At 57.4% G+C, this 25,114-nt stretch carries 28 protein-coding genes; 10 read left to right on the forward strand and 18 right to left on the reverse strand.

Going from position 1 to position 25,114, the window contains the following annotated elements; genetic code table 11:
• The first annotated feature begins 123 nt into the window (after positions 1-123).
• The gene (locus tag FEZ62_RS18200) at positions 124-1,299 is read left to right on the forward strand and encodes an MFS transporter (RefSeq protein ID WP_069898932.1); all 1,176 of its coding nucleotides are present in this window, start codon (positions 124-126) and stop codon (positions 1,297-1,299) included.
• Positions 1,300-1,304: 5 nt separating this feature from the next.
• Here the strand turns inward: FEZ62_RS18200 and FEZ62_RS18205 are convergent, their stop codons facing one another.
• Together FEZ62_RS18205 and FEZ62_RS18210 are read right to left on the reverse strand one after the other, a co-directional pair.
• Positions 1,305-2,303 carry an AraC family transcriptional regulator gene (locus tag FEZ62_RS18205; RefSeq protein ID WP_172929331.1) on the reverse strand — a complete coding sequence of 333 codons (999 nt, stop codon included), beginning with the start codon at positions 2,301-2,303 and terminating at the stop codon, positions 1,305-1,307.
• A gap of 191 nt (positions 2,304-2,494) precedes the next feature.
• Positions 2,495-2,944 (reverse strand): hypothetical protein, encoded by a 450-nt coding sequence (locus FEZ62_RS18210; protein WP_172929332.1) that lies wholly within the window; start codon positions 2,942-2,944, stop codon positions 2,495-2,497.
• Positions 2,945-3,363: 419 nt separating this feature from the next.
• Here FEZ62_RS18210 and FEZ62_RS18215 point away from each other — a divergent pair, with 419 nt between their 5' ends.
• Positions 3,364-4,545: a CaiB/BaiF CoA-transferase family protein gene (locus FEZ62_RS18215; protein WP_172929333.1), complete on the forward strand. Its 1,182-nt coding sequence runs from the start codon at positions 3,364-3,366 to the stop codon at positions 4,543-4,545.
• A 5-nt stretch (positions 4,546-4,550) separates the two neighbouring features.
• Here the strand turns inward: FEZ62_RS18215 and FEZ62_RS18220 are convergent, their stop codons facing one another.
• The 4 genes from FEZ62_RS18220 to FEZ62_RS18235 form a co-directional block, all read right to left on the reverse strand.
• Positions 4,551-5,273 carry a serine protease gene (locus FEZ62_RS18220; RefSeq protein WP_172929334.1) on the reverse strand — a complete coding sequence of 241 codons (723 nt, stop codon included), beginning with the start codon at positions 5,271-5,273 and terminating at the stop codon, positions 4,551-4,553.
• Between the two features lie 87 nt (positions 5,274-5,360).
• Entirely contained in the window at positions 5,361-5,861 is a 501-nt protein-coding gene (locus FEZ62_RS18225; RefSeq protein WP_150549522.1) for a SprT family zinc-dependent metalloprotease, read from the reverse strand.
• A 108-nt stretch (positions 5,862-5,969) separates the two neighbouring features.
• On the reverse strand, positions 5,970-6,569 hold the full coding sequence (locus tag FEZ62_RS18230; protein WP_069898918.1) for a Yip1 family protein: 600 nt from the start codon (positions 6,567-6,569) through the stop codon (positions 5,970-5,972).
• A 165-nt stretch (positions 6,570-6,734) separates the two neighbouring features.
• Entirely contained in the window at positions 6,735-7,331 is a 597-nt protein-coding gene (locus FEZ62_RS18235; RefSeq protein ID WP_069898916.1) for a DNA-J related domain-containing protein, read from the reverse strand.
• Between the two features lie 227 nt (positions 7,332-7,558).
• Between FEZ62_RS18235 and ttcA the strand changes: the two genes are divergently transcribed.
• Positions 7,559-8,383 carry a tRNA 2-thiocytidine(32) synthetase TtcA gene (gene ttcA, locus FEZ62_RS18240; RefSeq protein WP_069898914.1) on the forward strand — a complete coding sequence of 275 codons (825 nt, stop codon included), beginning with the start codon at positions 7,559-7,561 and terminating at the stop codon, positions 8,381-8,383.
• Positions 8,384-8,509: 126 nt separating this feature from the next.
• On the opposite strand, the gene FEZ62_RS18245 is transcribed toward ttcA, so the two are convergent.
• Complete coding sequence (locus FEZ62_RS18245; RefSeq protein ID WP_090508582.1) at positions 8,510-9,775, reverse strand: OprD family porin; 1,266 nt, start codon at positions 9,773-9,775, stop codon at positions 8,510-8,512.
• Between the two features lie 536 nt (positions 9,776-10,311).
• On the opposite strand from FEZ62_RS18245, the gene FEZ62_RS18250 reads away from it, so the two are divergent.
• A complete protein-coding gene (locus FEZ62_RS18250) occupies positions 10,312-10,548 on the forward strand; it encodes a glutaredoxin family protein (RefSeq protein ID WP_172929335.1) in 237 nt (78 codons plus the stop codon).
• 70 nt (positions 10,549-10,618) lie between these two features.
• Positions 10,619-11,521, forward strand: coding sequence for a chemotaxis protein (locus FEZ62_RS18255; protein ID WP_172929336.1), 903 nt, complete (start codon positions 10,619-10,621; stop codon positions 11,519-11,521).
• A gap of 29 nt (positions 11,522-11,550) precedes the next feature.
• Here the strand turns inward: FEZ62_RS18255 and FEZ62_RS18260 are convergent, their stop codons facing one another.
• From FEZ62_RS18260 to FEZ62_RS18270, 3 genes are read right to left on the reverse strand one after another with little or no spacing between them, the layout of a single operon-like run.
• Positions 11,551-12,243: a GNAT family protein gene (locus tag FEZ62_RS18260; protein ID WP_172929337.1), complete on the reverse strand. Its 693-nt coding sequence runs from the start codon at positions 12,241-12,243 to the stop codon at positions 11,551-11,553.
• 14 nt (positions 12,244-12,257) lie between these two features.
• Positions 12,258-12,701, reverse strand: a complete 444-nt coding sequence (locus FEZ62_RS18265; protein WP_172929338.1) for a GNAT family N-acetyltransferase — start codon at positions 12,699-12,701, stop codon at positions 12,258-12,260.
• Positions 12,702-12,712: 11 nt separating this feature from the next.
• Positions 12,713-13,357, reverse strand: coding sequence for an FMN-binding negative transcriptional regulator (locus FEZ62_RS18270; protein WP_172929339.1), 645 nt, complete (start codon positions 13,355-13,357; stop codon positions 12,713-12,715).
• 89 nt (positions 13,358-13,446) lie between these two features.
• On the opposite strand from FEZ62_RS18270, the gene FEZ62_RS18275 reads away from it, so the two are divergent.
• Positions 13,447-14,913, forward strand: a complete 1,467-nt coding sequence (locus FEZ62_RS18275) for a PLP-dependent aminotransferase family protein (RefSeq protein ID WP_172929340.1) — start codon at positions 13,447-13,449, stop codon at positions 14,911-14,913.
• On the opposite strand, the gene FEZ62_RS18280 is transcribed toward FEZ62_RS18275, so the two are convergent.
• A complete protein-coding gene (locus FEZ62_RS18280; protein ID WP_172929341.1) occupies positions 14,910-15,839 on the reverse strand; it encodes a LysR substrate-binding domain-containing protein in 930 nt (309 codons plus the stop codon). The two genes, FEZ62_RS18275 and FEZ62_RS18280, sit on opposite strands and share 4 nt — an antisense overlap.
• 108 nt (positions 15,840-15,947) lie before the next feature.
• On the opposite strand from FEZ62_RS18280, the gene FEZ62_RS18285 reads away from it, so the two are divergent.
• The 4 genes from FEZ62_RS18285 (at position 15,948) to FEZ62_RS18300 (ending at position 17,825) form a co-directional block, all read left to right on the forward strand.
• On the forward strand, positions 15,948-16,622 hold the full coding sequence (locus tag FEZ62_RS18285; RefSeq protein WP_172929342.1) for a type 1 glutamine amidotransferase domain-containing protein: 675 nt from the start codon (positions 15,948-15,950) through the stop codon (positions 16,620-16,622).
• 70 nt (positions 16,623-16,692) lie between these two features.
• A complete protein-coding gene (locus tag FEZ62_RS18290; protein ID WP_069898896.1) occupies positions 16,693-17,016 on the forward strand; it encodes a putative quinol monooxygenase in 324 nt (107 codons plus the stop codon).
• A gap of 43 nt (positions 17,017-17,059) precedes the next feature.
• Positions 17,060-17,479 carry a VOC family protein gene (locus tag FEZ62_RS18295; protein WP_069898894.1) on the forward strand — a complete coding sequence of 140 codons (420 nt, stop codon included), beginning with the start codon at positions 17,060-17,062 and terminating at the stop codon, positions 17,477-17,479.
• Between the two features lie 61 nt (positions 17,480-17,540).
• Complete coding sequence (locus tag FEZ62_RS18300) at positions 17,541-17,825, forward strand: Rho-binding antiterminator (RefSeq protein WP_172929343.1); 285 nt, start codon at positions 17,541-17,543, stop codon at positions 17,823-17,825.
• A gap of 115 nt (positions 17,826-17,940) precedes the next feature.
• Here the strand turns inward: FEZ62_RS18300 and FEZ62_RS18305 are convergent, their stop codons facing one another.
• The 7 genes from FEZ62_RS18305 to FEZ62_RS18335 form a co-directional block, all read right to left on the reverse strand.
• Positions 17,941-18,306, reverse strand: a complete 366-nt coding sequence (locus tag FEZ62_RS18305) for a BON domain-containing protein (RefSeq protein WP_069899689.1) — start codon at positions 18,304-18,306, stop codon at positions 17,941-17,943.
• A 261-nt stretch (positions 18,307-18,567) separates the two neighbouring features.
• Positions 18,568-18,975, reverse strand: a complete 408-nt coding sequence (gene hisI / locus FEZ62_RS18310; RefSeq protein ID WP_172929344.1) for a phosphoribosyl-AMP cyclohydrolase — start codon at positions 18,973-18,975, stop codon at positions 18,568-18,570.
• Positions 18,972-19,844, reverse strand: a complete 873-nt coding sequence (locus FEZ62_RS18315; RefSeq protein ID WP_172929345.1) for a metal ABC transporter substrate-binding protein — start codon at positions 19,842-19,844, stop codon at positions 18,972-18,974. The genes hisI and FEZ62_RS18315 overlap by 4 nt, the downstream gene beginning before the upstream one ends.
• Positions 19,845-19,853: 9 nt before the next feature.
• The gene (locus FEZ62_RS18320; protein ID WP_172929353.1) at positions 19,854-20,675 is read right to left on the reverse strand and encodes a metal ABC transporter permease; all 822 of its coding nucleotides are present in this window, start codon (positions 20,673-20,675) and stop codon (positions 19,854-19,856) included.
• Positions 20,676-20,716: 41 nt separating this feature from the next.
• The gene (locus FEZ62_RS18325; protein ID WP_172929346.1) at positions 20,717-21,388 is read right to left on the reverse strand and encodes an ATP-binding cassette domain-containing protein; all 672 of its coding nucleotides are present in this window, start codon (positions 21,386-21,388) and stop codon (positions 20,717-20,719) included.
• Positions 21,385-22,281 (reverse strand): GTP cyclohydrolase FolE2, encoded by an 897-nt coding sequence (gene folE2, locus FEZ62_RS18330; protein ID WP_172929347.1) that lies wholly within the window; start codon positions 22,279-22,281, stop codon positions 21,385-21,387. Before folE2 ends, FEZ62_RS18325 begins: the two co-directional genes overlap by 4 nt.
• A gap of 252 nt (positions 22,282-22,533) precedes the next feature.
• Positions 22,534-24,894, reverse strand: coding sequence for a DNA polymerase II (locus FEZ62_RS18335; RefSeq protein ID WP_172929348.1), 2,361 nt, complete (start codon positions 24,892-24,894; stop codon positions 22,534-22,536).
• Between the last annotated feature and the right edge of the window lie 220 nt (positions 24,895-25,114).

Consider the following 25,114-nt stretch of genomic DNA (forward strand, 5'->3'; position numbering starts at 1 on the left):
GGCAGGGAATTTGCACCTCTTGGGTTGCCCGTAAACCATTGAGACGCCCACTGGCGCGCCACTTTCGGTCATAATTAGCGGCTTGAATCCTGCCCTAAGTGATCTTTATCAATGGATCAGTCAATGCCCGAATCACACCACCTGAAACAAGGAACTCGCGCCTATACCCAGGCAACTCTGGCGCTGTTCTGTGCAGGATTTGCGACCTTCGCGCTGCTCTATTGCGTGCAGCCGTTGTTACCGTTACTGGCTGAAGAGTTTGCGGTGTCGGCTGCCACCAGCAGTCTGGCGTTATCGCTCACCACGATGAGTTTGGCCCTGTGCCTGCTGGTGTCGGGAGCGCTGGCCGAAAGCTGGGGCCGCAAGCCAGTGATGCTGGGCGCTTTAGGGATTGCCAGTGTGTTGGGAATTGCCTGCGCATTCGTTACCAGTTGGGACTTGTTGTTGCTGTTTCGCGCGTTGCTTGGTCTGGCCTTGAGCGGATTGCCCGCGCTGGCGATGGCCTATGTTGGCGAGGAGTTCGACCCGCAAGCGCTGCCCGCAGCGATGGGACTGTACATTGGCGGCACGGCATTGGGCGGTCTGCTGGGGCGGCTCTTGGCTGGTCTGTTAAGTGACCTCGGTGGCTGGCATTGGGCGCTGGGCGGAATTGGTGTGTTGGGTGTGCTGGCGCTGATCAGCTTTGCCTGGCTGCTGCCTCCTTCACGGCATTTCCACGCGCAGCCATTGTCGGTTCGCGGCTTGCTCAACAACTTTGCCATGCACCTGCAAAACCGTGATTTACGCTGCCTGTTCTCGTTGGCGTTTTTGTTGATGGGCGGCTTTGTCGCGCTGTTCAATTACGTTGCATTTCGCCTGGCCGCCGCGCCATTCAATCTGTCCTCAACGGTTATCGGCATGCTCTTCACGGTGTACCTGATGGGCATTTTGAGCGCCGGTTGGGCAGGGCGTCTGGTGCCACGTTTCGGTGCTCGCCAAGTGCTGCAAAGTGGCATCGGCATCATGCTGGTGGGCGTCTTGCTCTGCGCCTCGACCCATCTGTTTGCTGTGGTTATCGGCTTGGGCCTGTTTACGCTGGGGTTCTTTGCGGCCCATGCAGTGGCCAGCGGTCAGGTCGGTCAGCGTGCCAACGGCGCCAAGGCGCAGGCTTCGGCGCTGTATCTGTGCGCCTATTATCTGGGCTCGAGTGTGGTGGGTTACGCGGCCGGTTATGTTTGGCAGCATTTTGGCTGGTTGCCATTGCTCGGTGTGCTGGCGTGTTTGTTCATCGTGGCGGCTTGGCGCGCGCGACGTTTGTAAGCGCCTCAGGATTCTTGCGCGCGGTAGTTACCGGGCGTAAGGCCCGTCCATTTTTTAAAGGCCCGGTGAAACGCCGAGGGTTCGGAAAAACCCAACTGCTCGGCGATGGCCTGAATCGACAGTTCGTCGCGCCCGAGGTGATAAATCGCCAGGTCGCGGCGCAGCTGATCCTTTAGCTCCTGAAAGCTGCAACCTTCTTCGCGCAGATGCCGGCGCAGGGTTTGCGGGCTCATGTGCAGGTGCTTGGCGACGCATTCAAGGTCGGGCCATTGCGTGCAATCGCGGCCCAGCAAGCGCCGAATCTGGCTGCCTAATGTGTGCCCGCCGTGCGGGCGGGCCAGCAAATCTGCTGGTGAGCGCAGCAGGAAATGCTTGAGGGTGCGTTCATCCTGCAACAACGGCATGTTCAGGTAACGCCGATGAAAACGCAGCGTGGTGTGCGCGGCTGAAAACTGCCGCGGGCAGGGAAATAACAGCTCGTACTCGCTGGCATGTGCGGGTTCGCTGTAGGCAAAGCTGACATGCTCGAGGGTGATGCGCTGGCCGATCAGCCAACTGCCCAGCCGATGCCAGATCACCAGCAGGCTTTCGAGCAGAAAGTGATCCGGGTCATTCAGTTGGCTGCCATCCACGCTCAACTCGGCGCTGTCACCCACAATATTCAGGGTGATCGCGGGTGCGTCGGCAAACAAGCTATAAAACAATGCCCCCCGGCTGAGGGCTTTTTCCAGTGAACGGCAGTTGATGATTGCATGGCACATCATCGCAAATGTGCCGCGTCGGCTGCGTTGCACGCCAAAGCCCAGGTATTCGTCGTCGAGGGTTTCCCACAGCAGGCGAATCAATTGGGTGAATTGCTCGGGCGCCAATCGCGCACGCGGCTCCTCAAGCAGTGCCGGCTGAATATTCAACTGACGCAGCAAGCGGTGGCAATCGTGACCGTGCATCTCGGCGCCGCGCAAGGCGGCTCGCACGAAATGACTGGAAATGGAGCGCTCGCGCATTCGCCTATCTCGGGTTAAAACCCTGCGATCTTAGCCATGCGCAGGTGCTTGCAACAAGGGTGTTGGCATATTTGCCGGCAACTGCGGCGGATGCGTGCGTGTGCTGCGGGATTTTGCGGGGGATGCAGCCATTGCTGGCCTATCGTGACGGGCAGGCAGCCGCAGTCACGATAAGCCTCGGACGGTTCAGCTCAGGGTAGGATATTCATCATGTACAGCTGGCTCAGCACCGCGACCGTTGCGGTGGTCACCACGGCCAGCGTCAACAGTAAAACCGCTACCGGAGCTACTTTTGGGTGCAGCGGGCGACGGACCCAGGGCAGCAGCAAGATCAGGCCAAACACGAACCACATGGTCAGGCGCGGCAGCAGGCGCATTTGATCGAGGTGCACTTCGGCAACAGCCCAAGCGGTGCAAACAATCATGCCGAGGGCATAGACCGCGATAGCGCCCGGATGGGTTTTGAACAGCAGCACGCTGGTGATTACAAAAAATAAGGCGTGTGCCAGAAAGAACCACGATTGTTCGAGCAAGCCCAGATAAATCCCTGCGCTCGGCAGGACAATTCCCACTATCAGCATCAATGCGCCAACCAGCTTTGCGGGAAGTGGGCTGTAGGTCGGGGCTCGTTCAGAGCGCATATGGATCCTCCGTTGTCGGTAAAATTTTGCAGCGAGCTGCGGTCTTGCAACTCGGTGGGTTCGGGCTATGGCGGGTATTTTCAACCATTGCGGGGTGATTAAGCCAGCGCCTGTGCCAACGCCTGGATTGCGCGGCGGCCATTATCGCCTGAACGAATGCGTCAATCGAGCCTGAGCAGATGAGTCATTGAGTGAGTGCGCTGCGCCGCCTAATCTGCTGTGCAGCGCGCACCGATGCTATTGAAAGGTTTGCATGCTTCAACGCAGGCTTGCCGCACGGGGAACTCGTCAGTCGTTACATCGCCGGTTGATTTGCGGCTGCGCGATTGCACACTGACGGAGCCTTGCCCATATCGGATTGCACGCGATGTCATTATCCAGCCTTTACGTAAACGTATGGGCAGAACCAAGGAAACGCCATGACCGGGCCGTTGGCTTCACTGAAAATTCTGGATTTCTCGACCCTGCTGCCAGGGCCATTTGCCTCGCTGCTGCTGGCCGACATGGGCGCCGAGGTGCTGCGTGTCGAGTCGCCGACACGGGCTGATTTAGTTCGCGTTCTGCCGCCGCACGTAGATGGCGTTTCGGCCAGCCACGCCTACCTCAATCGCAATAAGCGCAGCATTGCTCTGGATCTGAAAAAGCCGCAGGCGGTTGAGCTGGTCAAGCAGTTAGTAAGTGAGTACGACATTGTGCTGGAGCAGTTTCGCCCCGGTGTGATGACGAAACTGGGGCTCGGCTATGAGGCGCTCAAAGCCATCAACCCCAAGCTGATTTACGTGTCGATCACCGGCTACGGTCAAACCGGCCCCTTCAAGGCGCGCGCCGGTCACGATATCAATTACCTGGCGTTGTCTGGTGTGGCCAGTTACACCGGACGCCAGCAAAGCGGGCCTCTGCCGTTGGGCGTGCAGCTGGCTGATATCGCCGGCGGTTCGCTGCACGGCGTGATGGGACTGCTGGCGGCGGTTATCCAGCGTCAGGTCAGTGGTGAAGGGCAGCATGTTGATATCAGCATGACCGACTGCTCATTCAGCCTGCACGGTATGTCGGGGGCCGGATTCCTCGCGGCCGGGGTCGAGCCGGACATGCAGAATCAGGTGCTCAATGGCGGCAGTTTCTACGATTATTACCGCAGTCGCGATGGTCGCTGGTTCTCTGTCGGCAGTCTGGAACCGCAGTTCATGCAACAGTTCTGTGAGGCCATCGGCAAGCCTGAATTGGCGCGCATGGGCTTGTCGCCGAAACCCGAAGATCAGGCCAGCCTTAAGCGGGCGATTGAGATTGAATTCGAGAAGCGTGACTTTGCCGATTGGTGCGAGGTCTTTGCGGCACTCGATGCCTGCGTCGAACCCATGCTCAAAATCAGCGAAGCGCTCGAGCATCCGCAGCTCAAGGCGCGCGGAGTGACCGTGCAGGTGCCATTGGACGCGGAACACAGCCAGACCCAGATCGCCTGCCCGATAAAGTTCTCAGCCGGCTTGCCACAGCCGCGCCATATTGGCGCAGCCGTTGGTGCACATACGGTGGCGGTGTTGCAGGCGCTGGGTTACAGCGAGGCGCAAATCAGTGAGCTGAAAGCCTCTGGGGCAGTCGCCTGAGCGAATCAATTCTCGGTTAACGTCATGAGGATATCGGCATACCAGCTGCAATTAAGCCCCAGCGCCTCATCGGCGTGCAGGTCGCGGGTGCCGACATCCAGCCGCGCCGAGTGAATGCCGAGCAGAATATAGGGCAGACCGCCGAGTGCAGCAGATTCTTGCGTGCGCATCACCACCGGGGCACCGCTGATACCGCGGTGCGTGCGGGCGTCACTGAGGAAGTAACCCTGGCCCTGAAAGCGCAGGCCGAAAGATGAGGCAATAGTTGCCTGACGTACGACTGGCAAGTGGTGCAAGGTGTCGTGAAAGCCCAGCGGAAAGCCCACCACCAATAAAGAATTGCCGACCTCGGCCTGCTCTTCTGAGTACTCCAGATGTTCGGGTTTGAATGCGCGATAAACCATGCTGGCGGGCAGGGCGCTTCGATCAAGCTCTATGACTGCGACATCAACATCGCCGGTGCCATCCTGAGCCTGACGCCAGATACTTTTGCCGTTCTGATACAACGGGATCGAGAAGCCGGTGGACTCGGCCATGTTCTCGGCATCGGTATGAATCTCTATTTCGAGCCGATCCGGATTGTGTCCGGTCTCGCTGACGACGTGGCGACTGGTCACCAGAAACAGGCGTTCATCACGCTCAAAGTAAAAGCCGCTGGCGCTGGTGAGCAGCGTGCTCTGGGCAAACGTGGTCAGGCGCGCAGCCGTTAGCAGGATGGATTCAATCATCGGCAGATCCTTGTCTGAAGAGAGGCGTGCCTGCACACCAGTGGGTTGCAGGTTGCTTACCGTCAGCCTAAGTGAGCAGGATGACGATTATTCGATGCGTTGTTCGCCACTGTAGTTCAGTGTTGCCTTGCAACGCCGGCAGAAATAACGCCGACCTTTGCTGACCAAACCATGACGCTGCGCCGAGAATGGGAACTCGTCTTTAGGCGCCGGGCACGCGCAGCGATAGATGAAGCGGTTGACCTTACGCCGTTTTACCTCGTAGGTGTGGCAGCGATTGGGCGGTAACTCGTAGACCCCGCGCATGATCAATTGCCATTCCTCACCGTGGGCCTGAATGCTCAAGCCAAAGAGTTGATGGGCAATCAGGTGCGCCACTTCGTGGGCGACGGTCTGCTTGAGGAAGTCTTCACGGTTATTACGGTACAACTCGGGGTTGAAACGCAATTTGTTCTCTGTGAGGTGGGCAACGCCGGCCTTTTGCCCGCGCAGTTTGAAGCTGACCTCGGGGCGCAAAAATGGCTTTTTGAAGAAGGCTTCTGCTTGCTGGTAGCAGGCTTCGACGCGGGCGAGAATCTGTTCGGGCATGGTATCCAGCAGTGAGTGAGTGCCTGTCAATTATGCCCAAGCTTGCGGTTGCTGGCAGCCTAAAACGACGAAACCACCCGCAGGTGGTTTCGTTGAAAAGATTTATAACTAGTTGGTGTACACCGGGCCTACGCCCAGCCCCCAGAGAATCACGGCGCTGGCCATCATCGCCACCAGCACGACCAGACCGACTGCAAGCACCGAGCTTGAGAACATGAAGCCTTCATCTGACGGGATGCCCATAAAGGTCGGTATGCCCACATACAACAGGTAAACCGTGTAACAAATGGCGCAGGTACCCACCAGCATGCCCAGCCACAAGTGCGGATAAAGTGCCGCCAAACCTCCTATGAACAGTGGGGTTGCAGTGTAAGCCGCAAAAACTACGCATTGTGCGAAGCTCGGGCTGGAGTCGTATGTACGCGCCATCCAGTGAATGAATGCCCCCATCACTGCAACCCCTGCAAGCATTGCCAGGTAGCTCATGATGGCCATCGACATTGCACTGCCTTCGGTGAGCATCACCGGTGTTCGTCCGCCTATCGACCAGCCAACCTGGGTGGTACCGATAAAGGCTGAAATCGCGGGGATCGCCGCGAGAATCAGGACGTGGGTGAGATACATGTGGCTAATGCTTTCTTCCTCGCCACGAATTTCTTGCCATTCTTGGTCGGGATGGGTGAAGAGCCCCCAAACGTGGTGGATCATACCAGGCACCTCCTCTTTTTATGCGGTCGCCCCCCGGCGGAGCGCTCGGGTTGCGTAGGCAGCAAAACCGAGTACGGGCCAAATCAACTGCGACCGTATGACGCAGTATGGCACCGGATTAACAAACAAGAGGCTAGCTGATTAGAGCAAATTGGTATTTGAACGCTAGCTGTAATAGCGCTGTAGTATTTCCATCGCCTTGTTAATGGTCTGCAACCGCTCTGTATTGCCGCCACGATCCGGGTGATGCTGACTGACCAGCTGGCGATAGCGATGTTTGATGGTGCTCAGGTCGAGGGCGTGTTTAGCTTCATGCAGCTCGAACAATTCCAGTGCGGCAATTTTCTCATCGCCGCCGCGGATGCGGGTCCAGAAACTGGTTAGCAGCTTTTCGACCTCGGCCTCGTCGGTGTCGCGCAAGTTGTTCAGATCCAGATAGTACTCACGCAAAGGGTCATGCTCGCTGAGCGCACGTGCACCGCTGCTGTACGCTTGCAGTTCGATGTGCAGCGGGCTGATCAGCAGCGCGCCGCTTTGCTCGGCCCAGAGTTGGTCGCGCAGGATGTAGAGCGCATTGAAAACCAGAAAGTGGGTGCGAAAAAGCACCAGCTTATCGGTGAGCGGCAGGTTTGGGATGTGGCTTGAGTGGCGCTCTTTGAGCAACTGGATCAGGGCATATTCACTGAGCCCAGCGGGCGTTTCGAGCAGTAGTGCGTGCACCTGCTCCGATAGCTCAAGGCGTGGATCTAAATCTTCAGTCATGCCTTGAGCCTAGCATTTACAGCTTATTGGCCAGTGAAACCGCGTGAAAAATGCCAGCTGCGGCACATTTTCAGGCGAAATACTTTCACCCAAAATGCTGCCGACCAGAGCCACTCGCCGTGCCGGGGAGGGCAATAAGTGCTGGATCCTGATTAATGGGCTGGGGTCTGTCGCGGTTTCTGCGTAAAATGCCCGCCTTTAGCACCTAACTCCGGACTCCTGCGTACATGGGCACCCTCTCGGTCAATCAGAACAAACTGCAAAAGCGTCTGCGTCGTCAGGCTGGCGAAGCGATCTCCGACTTCAACATGATCGAAGACGGCGACAAGGTCATGGTGTGCCTCTCGGGCGGCAAGGACAGCTACACCATGCTGGATGTGCTTTTGCATTTGCAGAAAGTGGCGCCGATCAAGTTCGAGATTGTTGCCGTCAACATGGACCAAAAGCAGCCGGGTTTCCCTGAACATGTGCTTCCTGCCTACCTTGAGTCGATCGGTGTGCCGTATCACATCGTCGAAAAAGACACCTATTCGGTGGTCAAGGAGAAAATCCCGGAGGGCAAGACCACGTGTTCGCTGTGCTCACGCTTGCGTCGCGGCACGCTGTACACCTTTGCCGATGAAATTGGTGCAACCAAAATGGCGCTTGGGCACCACCGTGATGACATCCTCGAGACGTTCTTCCTGAACATGTTCTACGGCGGCACACTCAAGGCCATGCCGCCGAAGTTGCTCGCCGATGACGGCCGGAACGTGGTGATTCGCCCGCTGGCGTACTGTAACGAGGCGGATATTGAAGCGTACTCGACGCTCAAGGAATTCCCGATCATCCCGTGCAACCTGTGTGGCTCGCAGGAAAACCTGCAGCGTCAGGTGGTCAAGGAAATGCTTCAGGAGTGGGAACGCAAATCACCTGGCCGCACCGAAATCATGTTCCGTGCGCTGGGCAATGTGGTGCCTTCACAGTTGGCGGACCGCAACCTGTTTGATTTCGCCAGCTTGAAGATTGATGACAGCGCGGCATCGCGTGTTCTTAACGTGATGAATATCTAGCGCGTCTTTGGTCTGGTGGGAGTCTCTTGCCGGATCAGACCGATTGCGGTGTCTGGCAGGTAGTGGCCAAAACCCACACTAATTTCCCCGTGGATTTTGGCCATGCCTTTAACTAACGTCCTGCAATCAATACAGCGGCAGGGTGTAGCTGATGATCAGACGGTTTTCGTCCAGATCATTGGCAAAGTTATTACGCACGGTCGCGTTACGCCATTTAAACCCGAGGTTTTTCGCCGGGCCTTCCTGAATCACGTAGGCGATATCCGTGTTGCGCTCCCACTCCTTGCCTTCGCCGGGGGTGGTGATCAGGTCGATATTGTCGCCGGTCAGGTAGCGCGTCATAAAGGTCAGGCCGGGAATCCCCACGCCGGCAAAGTTGTAGTCAAACCGCGCCTGCCATGAGTTTTCGTCCTTGTTGGCAAAGTCGCCGATCTGTACATAGTTGACCAGGAACGGGTCACTGCCGCTGACATAGGCGTAACCGGTATCGCCGGTCATTTTCTGGTAACCCAGGCCCATGCTGGCAGAGCCCAGCGCGTAGGTGAACATTGCGCCGTAGGCATCGTTGTCGACGTTGGTTGAGCCGTCGTCATTGGAACGCGCATAGCGCAGATCGGTTTTCAGGCTCTGTTTGTCGGCAATCGGCAGTACGTGCACAACGTTGAAGATGTGCTGCGTGTACAGCTCTTCCAGTTGGCCGTAGTTATAGGTGGTGGTCAGGTTGTTCCATTTGTACGACAACCCGGCGAAGTTCAGGTCATCACCCTGATTGCCACCACTGCCGAAGGAGATATTGCGCTTGCCACCGCCAGTCATGCTGAGGTCTTCGAAGTCGGTCGAATCGCGCTGATTCAGCTCTTTGATGATACCGCCATCAAAGGTCAGGTTTTCGATTTCCATCGAGTTGATGTGACCACCGAGGAAGGTCTGCGGCAGCAAGCGTGAGTCGTTGGCAGAGAGGATTGGCAGCTTGGGCGTCAGGCCGCCGATTTTGCCGACCGTCTTGGAGATTTTAACCTTGCCGGTGACAAAACCATCCGAGTAATCATCCGGTGCCTTGTTGCCAAAACTGCCCGGCAGCAGGTTGGTGCCTGCACGATCTGGTGAGGAGTCGAGTTTCAGGCCCAGCCCTGCGTACGCATCAAGGCCGAAGCCGACGGTGCCTTCGGTATAGCCCGATTCAGCTTTGAACAGGAAGCCCTGTGCCCATTCTTCACGTTTGCTCTGCTGTGCCGGCGTGGTATCACGCAGGTCACGGTTCAGATAGAAGTTACGCAGCTCTACGCTGGCCTTGCTGTCCTTGATAAATTCGGCATGGGCAAGAGTGGGTAACGTCATGCTGGCCCCTAATGTGGCGAGAGCCACAGCGCGGGCGAGAGAAGTTGTACGCATTATTATTTTCTCCACGATGGTGTGTGCAGGTCTTGTTATTTATGGCCCATCTATCACGCACTGAAATAAAACACGGGTTGAAATCACTGGCATTTAGACTTTAGTAGTGAGCATGCGCTATTCAAGTAGTCATCTGATGACTGGTAGGTCGTTGCCTGCAGGCACCGCCGGCTCTAGCGTGGGGCTGTGACAGTTAGCGCACAAGTTACTGCAATTATCAGCGATTAAAGTTTTATTGGTCTGGGCCGCTACACATATGTAAGTAGCGCTATTCAGATGAGTCTGATCAGACGGCAACGGTGAGTTAATTAGTCCTGTTGCACGGCGCTGTAGCGTCAGCGAAATCTGGCATTAATCAACCGTTAATGCGCCGCAAGGTGATGTGAGTATTTAAATCAGACTTGTTTGATTCGCATCACCGCTGCTGATTATTAAGGCGGGTTGTATTCACTATTATCAGCCCGGTTGGTGCAGTGCCGGCGGGGTCTGCAGTGCTAAACTGCAAGCCTGTTGATTTGTCAGTGGAGGGGAGGCTGATGCTCCCTGAATGTCAGTTGTTCGGCACCCTTGGGTGCCATTTGTGTGAAGTGGCCGAGGCCATGCTGATCCCATTTGTGGAGCATGGCTTGTTGGTTGAGTTGATCGATGTTGCCGAGCACGAAGAGTGGGTTGAGCAATACGCGTTGAGTATTCCGGTGCTGCGCCGGGTTGATACCGGCGCGGAGTTGAACTGGCCTTTCGAGGCCGAACAGATCGTTGCCTTTCTGGGCTGAAGCGTTGTCGCTGCAAAGGCTGGCAAGGCTCGGCCTGAAAACGCAGAATTCGAGTTAAGGAGAGTAGGGAATGAGTGCAGCATTGACCGATGGATTGTCGCTGTTGTTGTTTCGGCTGCACAGTGGTCGTTTGCTGGGAATCAACCTGCTCAAGGTTAATGAGATTATTCCGTGTCCAACCCTGACCAAATTGCCTAACCGCCACCCGCATGTGCGCGGCGTCGCGACCTTGCGTGGCGCACCGCTGAACGTGATTGATCTGGCCCGGGCGGTCGGCGAGCAGGGCGGTAATGACAGCCAGGAAGGGTGTTTGATTGTTACCGCGCTCAGCCGCTCGCGTCAGGCATTACACGTTAAGAGTGTCGAGCGGATTGTCCAGTGCGCGACCAGCGATGTGCGGCCGCCTCCCAAAGGCACTGGCGCACGTGCTTTCATTACGGGTGTGACACAGATCGACGGCACCATTGTGCAGGTGCTTGATATCGAGAAAGTCCTGCATGAAATCGCGCCGGTCTTGCCGGAAGAGCTTGATGAACAGCAACTGACCCGCAGCGAGCGTAACCTGATCGAGGGATGTCGCGTGCTGGTGGTGGATGACTCGCACGTGGCGCTGCAGCAAACCCTGATCACCCTGCGCAAGCTGGGCCTTGAGTGTCAGGCGGTCCGCAGCGCCGCTGCCGCGCTGCAGATGTTGCTTGATGAAGAGGCCGCGGGCACGCCGATTGAGGTGCTGGTTTCGGACATCGAGATGCCGGAGATGGATGGCTACAGTCTGGTCAGTGAAATTCGCCAGCGGCCGAGTATTGCTCATACTTACGTGTTGCTGCATACCTCGCTCGACAGCACCATGAACACGGCCCGCGCGCACAGCGTCGGGGCCAATGATGTGCTGACCAAGTTCTCGGCGGTCGATCTCAGTCAGGCGCTGGTCCGGGCCTGTAAATGCGTCGCTGAAACAGCGGCCAACGCCTGAAACGAGGCCGCCCGGAAGTGACTTCGCGCCTAGTTTGCGGGCGCGTTGCGCAGTTCATCCAGGCGCTTTAACTGAGCGCCATCGGCGGCGAAATTGGCCGGGCTCAGCCATTGGCTGAACGCGCTACGGCAGTCTGGCCATTCGCTGTCGATGATCGAAAACCACGCCGTGTCCCGATTCGCGCCCTTGACCACCATGTGCTGGCGAAACGTGCCTTCATAGCGAAAGCCCAGGCGCTCGGCTGTGCGCATCGAGCGGGCGTTATTGGCGTTGCACTTCCACTCCAGACGCCGATAGCCCAGCGTATCCATGGCCAGGCTCGCCAGCAACCAGAAGGTCTCCGTTGCGCCAATTGTGCGTTGCATCGGTGCGCCAAACGCAACATGGCCAATTTCGATACGCCCGTCTCTCGGCACGATGCTCATCAGGCTGAGCAGCCCGACGGCTTTGTTTGATGCCAGATCAATCACGCAAAAAAACAGCGGATCACGGCTGGCTTCATGGCCTGCCAACCACGTATTGAATCCCTCACGCTCCGGGAACGGGCCGTAGGGCAAATAATCCCACAGCACGGGGTCGGCCTCCGGGCCTTGCAGGGCTTGCCAAAGATCATCGCCATGGCGCGTGGTATCCAGGGGTTCAAGGCGCACGTAGTGGCCCTGCAGCGGTTGGCGAGACGGCGCTTGGGCAGGTTGCCAGTCGATTTTTTCCGGGTTGTACATTGCGCTGTTCCTGTTTAGAAAAGTTTGCGGTATTGAACGAAACCGGAGCGATCAGCAATGCGCTCATAAAGCTGCATGGCGTCGGTATTGGTCTCGTGTGTGAGCCAGTGAACCCGCGATGCGCCCACCGCTTTGGCCTCGGCATACACACGCTCGATCAGTTGGCGACCCACGCCACTGCCGCGCTGCGCCGCGTCCACAAAAAGATCCTGCAGGTAGCAATAATCGCCCGTGGTCCAGCACGAGCGATGATAAATCCAGTGCACCATACCCACCGCCTTGCCGTCCTGCCAGGCCAGCGCCGCGTGCATCGGCTCGTTGGCGTCGAGAAAACGCTGCCAGGTGATTGCGCTGGTTTCAGCGCTGATCTCGGTTTTATAGAACTGCTGATAGCCCTGCCAAAGTACCAGCCAGTTGGCGTGATCGGCTGGGCTGACGAGGCGAATTACGACGGTCATGAACGGCTCGCTTATGGTTTCGTTGAAAGGGTTTGCACGAGATGCCCGGCCAATTCGACATCACGCGGATCAGCGCTTTGATTCAAGCCAGTGCTGACCCCAATGCGGTCGGGCATATCGCGGTTCTGGCTCAGCTTGAATTTGCCTTCGATGCGCTCGATGGGCAGGGCGAAGCCGACAATGGCGCGCAGCATGCTGTCGATGTAATCGGCCGGCGCATCGTTTACGGCCCACGGTTGCGTGCGGCCGGCTTCATGGCGCTGGCTCAGGCGGCTGACCAATTGCAGCAGGCGCTCCTTGTCTTCAAACACTTCAACTTTGCCGCGCACCTCAACGCTGATGTAGTTCCAGGTTGGGACGACCTTGCCATGCGCCGCTTTTGCCGGATACCAGCTGGGGCTGACGTAAGCATCGGCCGGAGTGAACAGCACCAATGCTGAAGGGTTTTCAGCGAGTTCGCGCCAGTGGCCATTGGCACGGGCGAAATGGCCATAAAGCGTGCCGTGAGGGCCTTCATCAGGGACCAATAGCAGTGGCAGTTGGCTGGCCTGAAGTTCTTCAGCTCCCTGGCTGATCACGGTGGCGAGCCGGCTGTTGTCGATGGCGTTGTGCAGCGCGTGGATATCGTCCACACGAAAGGCGCTGGGTATATACATGGCACTGGCTCCGTATTGGTGGATTCATGCTATGCAAGTTAATGGTCTGTTGTAAGATCCATTATCTGCCAATTTCGTAGGGCCAATTTATGACGGTTGCGCCACTCCTGCCGGTCGATTTGTCGGGCATCTATTTAAAGCCGGGCCGCGCATTGGCGCGTCAGTTGTATGAGGCGCTGCGTGAACGGATTCTCGATGCACGCCTGCCAAGCGGCGCACGCTTGCCGGCCAGTCGGGATTTAGCCGGCGTGCTGGGAGTTTCACGCAACACCGTGACCCGTGCACTCGATCAGCTCTACGCCGAAGGCTACATACAGGGGCGGGTGGGCGATGGAACCTACGTTGCCGACCTGGCGGCGATTTCGCCGGTAACCCCCAACACTGCCGATAGCCCGACGCCAAGCGCTGCCGTGCAGCAACTAGAGAGTCACTATTTACCATTGCCGCCAGCCGGGGCCCCGCGCGCATTTCGGGTAGGCGTTCCAGCGTTTGACTTGTTTCCCTTCGAGACTTGGGCGCGGCTTTCGGCCAAGTTCTGGCGCAAGGCGGATTTTGCCCGGCTCGGGTATGGCGACCCTGCGGGTGATCGCAAGTTGCGGGAGCTGATTGCCGCCTACTTGCGCAACAGCCGTGGCTTGCCGTGTGATCCGGCGCGAATCGTCATCACCTGTGGCGCCCAGCAAGCCATCAGCTTGTGTGCCCAACTGCTGGTGCAGCCGGGCGACAAGGTCGCGGTCGAGAATCCGGGTTATCGCGCTGCCGGGCATGCGCTGGCCGTTGCAGGCGCTCAACTGCAAGGCATCGAAGTTGATGCGGACGGCTTGAATACCGCGCAATTAGCGGGCGTCGAGAATTGCCGGTTGGTCTATCTCACGCCATCGCATCAATACCCAACTGGTGTGACATTGTCTCTGCAACGCCGTCTTGAGTTGTTGGAGTGGGCCGAGCGTAACGATGGCTGGATTATCGAAGACGATTACGATGGCGAGTACCGCTACAACGGCACGCCACTTGCGCCATTGGCCGCACTCGACCGGCAGGGGCGGGTGTTGTACGTCGGCACCTTCTGCAAGATCACCTTTCCGGCGTTGCGGCTCGGCTATCTGCTGTTGCCGCTCGCATTGGCGCAGGCATTTTCCCGCCGCCGAGCGCTGGACATTCGCCACTCTGAAATCGGCACGCAGGCGGTGATGGCCGAGTTCATCAGCAGTGGCCATTTTCAGCGGCATATCCGGCGCATGCGTACGGCAGCGCGCAGCCGGCGCGACACGCTACTGGCACACTGGCCGAAGAATATTCGCGGCTGCTCTGCAATGCCCGCCGTCGATGCGGGGCTGCATCTGTGCGTGCGTGTGAGCAGCGTCGAGCGCGAGCGTGAGCTGATTGAACGCGCGGCCAGCGTTGGCGTAGAGGTCAATGGCCTGAGCAGTTACTGGCTGCTTGAAAGCACCCCGCCCGAGACGCAGCGGGCCGGGCTGGTGCTGGGGTTTGCGGCAGTCGCTGAGCCAGATATTGAGCGCGCGTTACAGGCCTTGAGCCGTGCGTGGGCAGACTAGCGGCCAGCGTGCAACTCGCTCGCCATCGTTTGGATCTGCTGACGCAACCAGCGGCGCAGGTGATCTGCATCGGTGCGCTCATGCCAGATTTGCATCACTTCGACAGTGGGCAGCTGCAATGGCAGCGGCAGCGGATACAGGCGTAAATCCGGGTCGCGGGCGATGGCTTCCTCACCGATTGAACGCAAGCAGGTGAGCAGTAAATCCGTGCCGCGAATCAGCCGGGTCGGTGCCAGAAAACTGGATAAACCCGCAGCCACTTTGCGGCTCAAGCCGTTGGCCTCAAGGGCGCGATCGACAATGCCGTTGAGGTCGCCGGTGAGCGTGGTCAGCAGGTGTTCGCAGGCCAGATACGCTTGCATATCAAGGTTGCCTGCCAACTGCTGATTGTCCTTTGAGGCCAGCACGACGAAGTCTTCACTGAGCAATCGCTGTTGGCGAAACGTGTCCGGCAGATCGGCAAAAAAGCCGGCAATGGCCAGATCACAGGTGCCTTTCTCGAGTTCTTCGCGGGGTAATAATCCACGGGTATTGTGAGTGATCAGCACCAGATTCGGCGCCTGACTGCGCAGGCGCGGCAATAGGCCCGGCAGCAGGGTTTGTTCCATGTAGTCGGTGGTGTAGAGGTGGATGTGCTCAGCGCGGGTGAGGAAGTCGCGGCCTTCACTATGGTCGTAAAAAGACTCCAGCGCGGCCACCAGTCGCTGCACCTCTGGCGCCAACTCGTGTGCAAGTGGCGTTGGCGTGAGGCCACGCGGTGCGCGCACGAACAAGGGATCGGCCAATTCATGGCGCAACTTATTAAGCTTATGGCTCAGCGCCGGTTGGCTGATAGCCATGCGCACGGCGGCTCGCGACACGCTGCGCTCCTGATAGAGCACATGGAACACCAGCAGCAGATTGAGGTCTTTATTTACGATATTCAAAATTTGGATACCAGTAATTACTTCTTTTGAATTTTCGAATGATAGGTGTGTGGCTATCATCCTCACAACTTAAACCGAACCTGGCTTTAGCCGCTGGAGGCAATCAACATGAAGATTCTGATGGTGCTTACGTCCCACGATCAACTTGGCGATACTGGCCATAAAACCGGCTTCTGGCTCGAAGAATTTGCATCCCCTTACTATGTATTCAAAGACGCCGGCGTTGAGTTGACGCTGGCGTCGCCCAAGGGCGGTCAGCCGCCAATTGACCCGAACAGCGCGGCGGATGATGCACAGACTGATGCCACGCGGCGTTTTGACAAGGACCCGGCGGCGCAAAAAGACTTGGCCAACACCGTCAAGCTTGAGCATGTTAAAGCCGAAGACTTCGATGCGGTCTTTTACCCGGGCGGCCATGGCCCGCTGTGGGATCTGGCCGAAGACGCGAAGTCGATTGCCCTGATCGAGCGTTTCCAGGGGCTGGGCAAACCCGTTGCGGCGGTGTGCCATGCGCCGGCCGTGCTGCGCCACACCAAAGCTGCCGATGGGCAGCCGCTGGTTAAGGGCAAGAAGGTCACCGGCTTCAGCAACAGTGAGGAGGAGGCCGTGCAGTTGACCGATGTGGTGCCATTTCTGGTAGAAGATATGCTTAAAGGCAACGGCGGTTTGTACAGCCGCAGTGATGACTGGCAGAGCCATGTCGAAGTTGATGGCTTGTTGATTACCGGGCAGAACCCCGGCTCATCGGATGCAACTGCCGAAGCGCTGATGAAACTGCTTTAAGCCTTGTTTGTAGCGAAAGCGTCAGGCCCGTGCCTGGCGCTTTTGGCGTACTGAATTCAGGAGGATTTTCATGACCGTTGCTATTTTTGCCACCGTTACTGTTAAACCAGAACACCGCGAAACCATGGAAAAGGCGCTGCAATTGATGGTCAGCCATTCGCGCGCCGAGGCGGGAAACCAGCGCTACGACCTGTTCGTGCGCGCTGACGATGCCAACGTGTTTGATATTTTCGAAATTTACGACGATATGGCTGCGGTTGAAGCGCACCGCGAAAGCGAGCACTACAAAGGCTATCGCGCGCAAGTCGGCGAGTGGATTGCAGCGCCGGTTGAGGTGCGTTTATCAAACTCGGTGAATGCCCAGCCTTATCGCTCAATCAGCGCCAAGGTTTAAGCCTGTCTGGCTAATATCAGACAGCCCCTGACTGGAGAAACTTGTGAAATACCTACATACAATGGTCCGCGTGACCGATATTGAGCAGTCACTACGCTTTTATCGCGATGCGCTTGGGCTTGAGTTGCTGAAAACCCACGAAAGCGAGCAAGGCCGCTTCACACTGGTATTTTTGGCCGCGCCCGGTGATCACGAAGCGCAGGTTGAATTGACCTACAACTGGGACCCTGAGCCGTATGGAGAAGGCCGTAATTTTGGCCATCTGGCGTACCGCGTAGATGACATTTATGCCACTTGCCAGCGCTTGATGGATCACGGCGTGACCATCAACCGGCCGCCGCGTGACGGCCATATGGCCTTTGTCCGTTCGCCGGATAATATCTCCATCGAACTGCTTCAGGCAGGTGAGCCACTGGCGCCTGCAGAACCTTGGAAATCGATGGCCAACACCGGTAAGTGGTAACCGGCGCTCGCGCCAGTTTGAGCAAATTGCGGGCCTGCAAACCATCAAAGCGGAGTTTGCCATGAGCACCTACAAACCGCTGAATTGTGATCTCTATGATTATCTGGAAATCGCCTGTTTGCATGGCTATGAACTGTTGCTTGAGCTCGATGACGGCAGCACCTTGCAGGCGAGGGCGGTCGACACACGTACCGCCCCAAGCAAGGAAGAGTTTCTTAAGCTGCAAAATAACGAGGGCGCTTTTGAATTGCGGCTGGATCGGTTAGTCGCAATCACCCCAACCGAAGCTCGCGCATCGTTTAAGCGCATTGAGCTAGCCGGGCAGTTCTGCAGCACGAATGACTGAGTATCCGCGGCCACGGCTGCATGCTACTGAGCAAATACTTGCGCCAACAACAAAGCCCCGACGCTATCAACGTCGGGGCTTTGCTTACTGATCTAAAAAATCAGTTACTGCTGGCTTACTTCGGCGAAGTCAGTGCTTCTGCTTTGACTTCGTTAACGCCATCTACGGCTTCTGCAAGCTCGACAGCCTTGTCACGGGCTTCATCAGTGGCAACGGTACCGGTCAAGGTCACTACACCTTTCATGGTGTCGACATTGATGTTGGCCGTTTTCAGGGTCACTTCAGTGCCGAGATTCTGCTGGACCTTTTCAGTGATCCACTCATCAGATTGCGCGGCTGCGCCCTGATTCATCTCGTTCATGGTAGTGCCTTCAGCCGGAATCATTGGCTCTGCGCCAGGCTCGGAACCTGCCCAGACCGAACTCGCCATGCTAAGGCTCAATGCTGTGGCAGCTGCGGCGCTGATAAGGGTCTTATTCATTGGCTTTTTCATCGTAGCGTCTCCTTGCGAGTGATTCGATATGCAGCCTGTGTTGGCTCCAGATACGTCTTATCTATCGCAAGGCCTGTGCCAGCTTTTTTAGTTTTTATATTCCTATGTTTTTCAATGGCTTATAGATTTATGAGGCGTACTGCCATCATGCGATTCGCAAACTTCGACGGTTTCGATCGTGCAGATTGCACGTTATTCGTTTGCTTTAGCGTGATCTTGTTTTAGTGCAGGCGTAAATCCATAAACACTTCATTGCGCCACGCTGATTACCCGCACCCGCGCCTCGCTAACGGCGTTGTAGAAACAGCTAGGGCGACCTGTGTGGCAGGCCGGCCCATGTTGCTCAACAAGTAGCAGCACGGCGTCGCCGTCGCAGTCCAGGCGTGCTTCGACCAGTCGCTGGCGGTGACCGCTGGTTTCGCCCTTGCGCCACAGTTGTTGGCGAGAGCGTGACCAATAACAAACTTGACCGCTGGCGAGGGTCTCTTCCAGCGCGGTGCGGTTGAGCCATGCCAGCATCAGCACTTCTGCGCTGTCATGTTGCTGGGCGATGGCGGCGATCAGACCGTCGGTATTCCAAGGGATGGCGTCCAGCACCTCACTGAGTGGGCGACTCTCATCCAGTCCGGCCTTTTCAAGCTCAAGCCACAGGCTCATGGATTAAGCGCAGCCAGTAGGGTGTCGATATTGTGTTTGAACATGCCTAAGTAACTGCTGGCGGGACCTGAGCTGGCCAGAGCATCGGAATACAGAGTGCCGCCGACCATGGCGCCGCCTTCAGTGGCGATCTGCTGGATCAGGCGCGGCTCACGAATGTTTTCGACGAACACCGCACGCACTTCATCGCTTCGAATCTGGCGGATCAATGCTGCAACGTCGGCTGCAGAGGGTTCGTCCTCTGTGGACAGCCCTTGCGGTGCTATGAAACTCAGACCATAAGCTTGTCCCAGATAACTGAATGCGTCGTGACTGGTGATGATGGTGCGTTGGGCTTCTGGTAACTGGGTCATGCGGACGCGGGTTTCGCCCAGCAGTGTATGGATCTGATCGATGTAGGCCTTACTGCGCTCAGCGTAATAGGCTGCATTGGCCGGGTCTGCCTGGCTCAGTGCGTTGCTTATGTTGCGCACGTAAATTTCGGCATTTGCCAGGCTCTGCCAGGCATGTGGGTCGGCCACCCGCTGACCCTCTTCATTAAGCATCAACGGCACCACCCCAGCGCTGGCATCAACTCGGGTGCCAGGGGCTTCGGTGCTGGCGATCAAGCGCTGAAGCCAGGGCTCAAAGCCAAGCCCGTTAGCGATAATCAGGTCGGCCGCGAACACCGCTTTAGCATCTTCGGCGCTGGGCTGATAGACGTGAGCATCAGCATCTGGGCTTACAAGGTTGTGAAGTTCGAGCTTTTCTCCAGCTATTTTCTGGGTGATGTCAGCCAGAATACTGAAGCTGGTAACCACCTTGAGCTTTTCATCTGCGTTGGCGAAAAGGCTTAGGCTCAGGGATAACAAGGCAATCAGGGTGCGCATGGTTGTTCCTCAATGGGCAGGCGTTAAAAGGGATTTGTTGCGCAACAGGCCGTTCAGCGGCCCGAGTATTACGGAGCAGATATAGGCGAGGCCGGCGAGTAGCACTATGCACGGGCCGCTGGGTAGGTTGGCGTAGTACGAAAGCAGCAGCCCGAGCCACACGCAGACCGCGCCGGTAAGTGCGGCGAGCAGTAACATGCACGGCAAATGGTTGCTCCAAAAGCGTGCGGCAGCGGCCGGGAGCATCATCAGGCCGACTACCATCAGTGCGCCGATGGCCTGAAATCCGACCACCAGATTGAGCACCACCAAGGTTAGAAACACTGCATAAGCCAACGGGCCGAAGCGGCTTACGCCCGCGAGAAATAACGGATCGAGACTGTCCATCAATAGCCAGCGATAGATCAGCGCCAGTAGCATTAGGCTGCCAGTCGATACCAGCAGCATGCCGTTCAGGGTTGTCGGGTCTACGGCCAGCACCGAGCCGAACAGGAGGTGCAGCAGGTCAAGTTTGTTGCCTGCTAATCCGAGAAGTAACACGCCGCTGGCCAGCGAAATGGGGTAGATGGCAGCCAAGCTGGCGTCCTCGCGCAGGCCGGTGCGTCGGGTTACCCACGCCGCGATCCCTGCCATGCCAAGCCCTGCTACTAAACCGCCCAACGTCAATGCCGGTAGGCTCAGGCCAAACAACCAGAAGCCTACGGCTGCGCCAGGCAAAATGCCGTGGGCGATGGCATCGCTCATCAAACTCAATCGGCGCAACACCAAAAATACGCCCAGTGGTCCGGCGCTCAAAGCCAGTGCCACGCCACCCGCCAACGCGCGGCGCATGAAGGCGAATTCGACAAAAGGACTCCAGAGAAACTCCAGACTCACGCCACGTTCTCCAGAGACGAGCGTTGATTCAGCAGTTCGCCAACAGGCGCAAAAATACAGCCGCTTCGTGCCACCATTAAGGCGTCATCAAGATGCTGACTGATGTTGCCGATGGAGTGGCTGACGATGATTTGTGTCTTGCCTTGCATCTGCCAACGCTGAACGTGCTGCCAAAACAGAGCCAGGCCGTGTTCATCCAGTGCGGCTTCCGGCTCGTCAAGTAGTAACACTTGAGCTTCGGTGAGGCTCAGGCGCGCGAGCAGGGCGCGCTGTAATTCACCACCGGACAAGGCTTTGAGGCTGCGTTGTTGCAGGTCGAGTAAGCCCCAGTCTGCCAAAGCTTGCTCCAAGCGCGCCTGACGCCGTTGGCGAGTGAGCGGGCTGCGCCATAATCCAGCGCTAACCAGATCACCAAGCCTGATCGGAAATTGTCTGTCCAGCGACTGCTGTTGCGCTAGATACCCAACCCCGCCTAAACGCGGAACTGCGAGTTCGATAGCTCCGCGCTGAGGTCGCTGGATACCGGCAATCACCTTGAGCAAACTGCTTTTGCCGCAGCCGTTAGCGCCGATCACGGCCGTTAAGCTGGCGCGCTCCAGGTTCAGGTTTAAAGGTGGCGTCAGCGCTCGGTCGTCAGGGCCCCATTGCAGGTTGTGGCAACTGATCATGACTGGTTCCAGTTCCAACGGCTGACAGCGACGGCGTCGTGTGCGTGCAAGCTTTCGGCATGTACTACGCGCAGATGAAATGCGCTGAATGCAGATTGTTCACGTAACGCGCTATGCAGCCGGCGTGCGGCATCTTCGCAGAACATTAGATTTTGCCCATTGGCCAGGGCGAAGGCCTGTTCATCAGCTCGTTTTACCGCGGTTTGCACGGCGGTGCCGAGAGCTCGTTCGGCAACGTCGATTAACTCTACCAGCGGCAGCTCAACGCACTCCTTATGCAGGCGTACTTGCAGGATGGCGTAGCTGCGCTGGCTGTGCGGGGTGGCGACGATGCCTTGAGGCGAGCCGAGCCAAGCCAGCAGTTTGGTGTGATCCAGAGCTTGGTTGGCGAAGTCCTCAATAAAGCGCTGTTGAATCAATTGGCGCGTCAAGGCGGCGGAGCAGGGGCAAGTAGAGGAGTAGGCCACTTCTGTCTGGAGCTCCACGTAGCCCTCTAAGGAGTTTTGATGTGCACGTATTTCGAAGGGATAGGATTTCCAACCGGTGAGAGGGCTGATTAGCGCTGGCCGACTCAGAAGAGCCTCGCCGCGCAACTGAATCGATGCCTGCTCTGATAACCCCTGGTGGCTGTCGAGAAATTGATCCAGGAGCTGCTGTAGCGTCGCCGGGCTCAGCGCGTCGTGTTCCAGTGCCTGCAGCGCCAAGTACAGACGCGACATATGAATACCACGGGCATCGCCATCATCTAGGCTGACTCCTACATCCGCGCGGGTATTGATACGTTGCCCGGCCAGATTAATCGGCAACGCGATGTCCTGCATGCCGACCGAGTCCAGAGCCTGTTGATGGGCTGAGATTTGCGCGGCTATATCTGGCAAGGTCAATGTGTTCATCTGAAGTCTGTCATTCGGTGATTATGATTTTGTTATGTTATAACATTTTAATCATAAAGCTAGCACAACTGAACCCATTGTTTGAATAACGTATAAGCCATGCGGCTTAATCAAGGCGGCGCTGCAATTTCCGTTTGAGCTAGAGCTAAAACTAATGAGTGACCGCTCAGGCGTGTAATTTTTTCAGCAGCTGGTTGCTGGCTGATTTGCGTTAGCGGCCTGGCCGGGTTGGTTTAGGTGAGCGCGTCAGTGTTAAAACAAACCCAGCTGCCCACCAATCAAGGTACTGAAGTCGTCATCAACAAACGGCAGAATGGCGTCCGCCACTGGTTGCAGTTGGCGAGTCAGGTAGTGGTCGTAGTCTATAGCGGCGCGGCGAATCTCGAGTGGTTCGGGGCCGTTTTTGCTGATGACGTAGCTGATCCAGCCGCCACTCTGGTATTGCATCGGCCGGCCCAGTTCGGCGTTGTATTCGTCGGCGGTGCGGGCGGCGCGCACATGCGGCGGTACATTGCGCTGGTAATCGTTGAGCGGTCGGCGCAGGCGTTTGCGGTACACCAGCAGGTCATCCAGCTCTCCCGCCAGCGTGCGTTGCACGTAGTCGCGCACGTACGCCTGATAAGGTTTCTGGTCGAAGATCAGTTGATACAGTTCGCGCTGGAACTGTTGAGCCAGTGGCGACCAGTCACTGCGCACGGTTTCCAGGCCTTTGTAGACCATTTCCGAGGTGCCGTCGCTGCGCCGCACCTTGCCGGCGTAACGCTTCTTGCTGCCTTCCTCCGCGCCGCGGATTGTCGGCATAAGGAAGCGGCAATAGTGGCTCTCGAACTGTAATTCCAGCGCACTCTCAAGGCCGTGGTGCTGCTGCAAATGGGTCTTCCACCATTGATTGACGGTGGCTACCAGCTCGTGACCGATACGGGTTGCGTCGGCCTCGCTGTGCGGGCGCTTGAGCCACACAAAGGTCGAGTCGGTGTCGCCGTAAATTACTGCGTAACCCTGCGCCTCGATGAGCTCGCGGGTCAGGCGCATGATCTCGTGGCCGCGCAGGGTGATGGAGGAGGCGAGGCGCGGGTCGAAGAAGCGACAGCCACTGGAACCCAGCACACCGTAGAACGCATTCATGATGATTTTCAGCGCTTGCGACAACGGTGCGTTGTGCTCACGTTTGGCTGTCTCGCGGCCTTCGGCAACCCGCGCCACTATCGACGGCAGGCAATGGGTGTCGCGCGAGAAGCGTGCGCCTCTGAAACCGGCGACAGAGTGTGCATCATCCGGCTGCTGCAGGCCTTCGATAAGTCCGATCGGGTCGATCAGGAAGGTGCGGATGATCGAGGGATACAGGCTCTTGAAGTCGAGCACCAACACTGAGTCGTATAAGCCCGGCTGCGAGTCCATCACAAAACCGCCGGGGCTGGCTTCGGGTGGTCGTTCACCCTGATTGGGCGCGACATATCCCTTGCGGTGCATCAGCGGCATATACAGGTGTGTAAAGGCGGCCACCGAGCCGCCACTGCGATCCGCAGGCAGGCCGGTGACACTGGCGCGCTCGAGCAGAAAGCGCAGCAGTTCGGTCTTGTCGAAGATGCGGGTTACCAGTTCGCAGTCCTTGAGGTTGTAGTGCGCAAGCGCCGGCTTGTCTTCGGCGAACATCCGGTTGATTTCATCCATGCGCTGGTACGGTGTGCTGATCGACTTGCCTTCGCCCAGCAGGGTTTGCGCGACGTTTTCCAAACTGAAAGAAGGGAAGCTCCAGGTGGCTGAACGCAAACCTTCAATGCCGTCGATAATTAGCCGGCCCGCCGCTTCTGCGAAGTAATGGCTGCGGCTGCCATGTTCGCGCCAGAGCATTTCGCTGTTGCCGCGCCCAAGCAGCAGGGGAACGGCGAGCCTGCGTGCGTGCTGGTGAAGTATGCGCAGGTCAAATTGCACCACGTTCCAGCCGATAATCGCGTCGGGATCGTGGGCGGCAAACCACTCGTTGAGTCGTTGCAACAGCTCGACCCTTGAGGCGCAATACTGCAGGTTGAAGTCGAGCGGGGTGGCATCACCATTCGCCGGGCCTAGCATGTACACATCGCGCTGGCCGCAGCCTTCAAGGGCTATCGAATAAAGCTCGCCATGCTCGGTCGTTTCGATGTCCAGCGACACCAGACGCAAGGTCGGGCGATAGTCTGCAGCTGGCTTGAGTTGCGCGTCGGTCACGATGCCGTGTGCATCTTCGGTGCCTGTAAAGCTCACACCGGCGGTGATGAATCGCTCCATCAGGTAACGCTCGGGCGGGCGGATGTCGGCCTCGTAAACATCCACGCCGGCTTTACGCAGCAGCTTGTCGAGCTGCATGAGTTGACGGTACTGCTGGCAATACAAGCCAATCACCGGGCGTTGCTGAAAATCACGCAAGCCCAGCGTGCGTAACTCGCAGCCCGTCTCGTTGGCGAGCAGGGCTTCAACGTGCTGGCGCTGCTCGGCCGGAATGAAGGCAACCGAGGTTTGCAGCGGCAAGCGCAACTGACGCGGGCCCTGATCGGTTGCCAGCCAGAACTCCACCACGCTGCCGCCTGGCGTATCACGCCAATGTCGCGACAAAATAAAACCGTGCTGAAATTCCACTACGCCCATCCGCCCGTTGGATTAAGTGGCTGATTCTACCTGTCTGAAGCGGCGCCTGTGCATTAACCGGGTGAACTGCGAAATTCCACTCTGGTTAATCGGCGGCTTGGATTTGACGTGACCTGCTGTTTGCAATTTTTATGGATGTAAATTGCATCGGATATGGCCAGTAAACTTGTGGCTTTGACTGGCGGTAAACGGCCGATTCTGTTGAAAAAGT

Source organism: Pseudomonas sp. MS19 (assembly GCF_013277615.1).
GTDB lineage: Bacteria > Pseudomonadota > Gammaproteobacteria > Pseudomonadales > Pseudomonadaceae > Aquipseudomonas > Aquipseudomonas marincola.

What these genes read in the sequence shown, in the direction of transcription:
- FEZ62_RS18200 (WP_069898932.1), top strand. Translation starts at nt 124, where the DNA reads ATGCCCGAATCACACCACCTGAAACAAGGAACTCGCGCCTATACCCAG.
- FEZ62_RS18205 (WP_172929331.1), bottom strand. Translation starts at nt 2,303, where the DNA reads ATGCGCGAGCGCTCCATTTCCAGTCATTTCGTGCGAGCCGCCTTGCGC.
- FEZ62_RS18210 (WP_172929332.1), bottom strand. Translation starts at nt 2,944, where the DNA reads ATGCGCTCTGAACGAGCCCCGACCTACAGCCCACTTCCCGCAAAGCTG.
- FEZ62_RS18215 (WP_172929333.1), top strand. Translation starts at nt 3,364, where the DNA reads ATGACCGGGCCGTTGGCTTCACTGAAAATTCTGGATTTCTCGACCCTG.
- FEZ62_RS18220 (WP_172929334.1), bottom strand. Translation starts at nt 5,273, where the DNA reads ATGATTGAATCCATCCTGCTAACGGCTGCGCGCCTGACCACGTTTGCC.
- FEZ62_RS18225 (WP_150549522.1), bottom strand. Translation starts at nt 5,861, where the DNA reads ATGCCCGAACAGATTCTCGCCCGCGTCGAAGCCTGCTACCAGCAAGCA.
- FEZ62_RS18230 (WP_069898918.1), bottom strand. Translation starts at nt 6,569, where the DNA reads ATGATCCACCACGTTTGGGGGCTCTTCACCCATCCCGACCAAGAATGG.
- FEZ62_RS18235 (WP_069898916.1), bottom strand. Translation starts at nt 7,331, where the DNA reads ATGACTGAAGATTTAGATCCACGCCTTGAGCTATCGGAGCAGGTGCAC.
- ttcA (WP_069898914.1), top strand. Translation starts at nt 7,559, where the DNA reads ATGGGCACCCTCTCGGTCAATCAGAACAAACTGCAAAAGCGTCTGCGT.
- FEZ62_RS18245 (WP_090508582.1), bottom strand. Translation starts at nt 9,775, where the DNA reads ATGCGTACAACTTCTCTCGCCCGCGCTGTGGCTCTCGCCACATTAGGG.
- FEZ62_RS18250 (WP_172929335.1), top strand. Translation starts at nt 10,312, where the DNA reads ATGCTCCCTGAATGTCAGTTGTTCGGCACCCTTGGGTGCCATTTGTGT.
- FEZ62_RS18255 (WP_172929336.1), top strand. Translation starts at nt 10,619, where the DNA reads ATGAGTGCAGCATTGACCGATGGATTGTCGCTGTTGTTGTTTCGGCTG.
- FEZ62_RS18260 (WP_172929337.1), bottom strand. Translation starts at nt 12,243, where the DNA reads ATGTACAACCCGGAAAAAATCGACTGGCAACCTGCCCAAGCGCCGTCT.
- FEZ62_RS18265 (WP_172929338.1), bottom strand. Translation starts at nt 12,701, where the DNA reads ATGACCGTCGTAATTCGCCTCGTCAGCCCAGCCGATCACGCCAACTGG.
- FEZ62_RS18270 (WP_172929339.1), bottom strand. Translation starts at nt 13,357, where the DNA reads ATGTATATACCCAGCGCCTTTCGTGTGGACGATATCCACGCGCTGCAC.
- FEZ62_RS18275 (WP_172929340.1), top strand. Translation starts at nt 13,447, where the DNA reads ATGACGGTTGCGCCACTCCTGCCGGTCGATTTGTCGGGCATCTATTTA.
- FEZ62_RS18285 (WP_172929342.1), top strand. Translation starts at nt 15,948, where the DNA reads ATGAAGATTCTGATGGTGCTTACGTCCCACGATCAACTTGGCGATACT.
- FEZ62_RS18290 (WP_069898896.1), top strand. Translation starts at nt 16,693, where the DNA reads ATGACCGTTGCTATTTTTGCCACCGTTACTGTTAAACCAGAACACCGC.
- FEZ62_RS18300 (WP_172929343.1), top strand. Translation starts at nt 17,541, where the DNA reads ATGAGCACCTACAAACCGCTGAATTGTGATCTCTATGATTATCTGGAA.
- FEZ62_RS18305 (WP_069899689.1), bottom strand. Translation starts at nt 18,306, where the DNA reads ATGAATAAGACCCTTATCAGCGCCGCAGCTGCCACAGCATTGAGCCTT.
- hisI (WP_172929344.1), bottom strand. Translation starts at nt 18,975, where the DNA reads ATGAGCCTGTGGCTTGAGCTTGAAAAGGCCGGACTGGATGAGAGTCGC.
- FEZ62_RS18315 (WP_172929345.1), bottom strand. Translation starts at nt 19,844, where the DNA reads ATGCGCACCCTGATTGCCTTGTTATCCCTGAGCCTAAGCCTTTTCGCC.
- FEZ62_RS18320 (WP_172929353.1), bottom strand. Translation starts at nt 20,675, where the DNA reads ATGCGCCGCGCGTTGGCGGGTGGCGTGGCACTGGCTTTGAGCGCCGGA.
- FEZ62_RS18325 (WP_172929346.1), bottom strand. Translation starts at nt 21,388, where the DNA reads ATGATCAGTTGCCACAACCTGCAATGGGGCCCTGACGACCGAGCGCTG.
- folE2 (WP_172929347.1), bottom strand. Translation starts at nt 22,281, where the DNA reads ATGAACACATTGACCTTGCCAGATATAGCCGCGCAAATCTCAGCCCAT.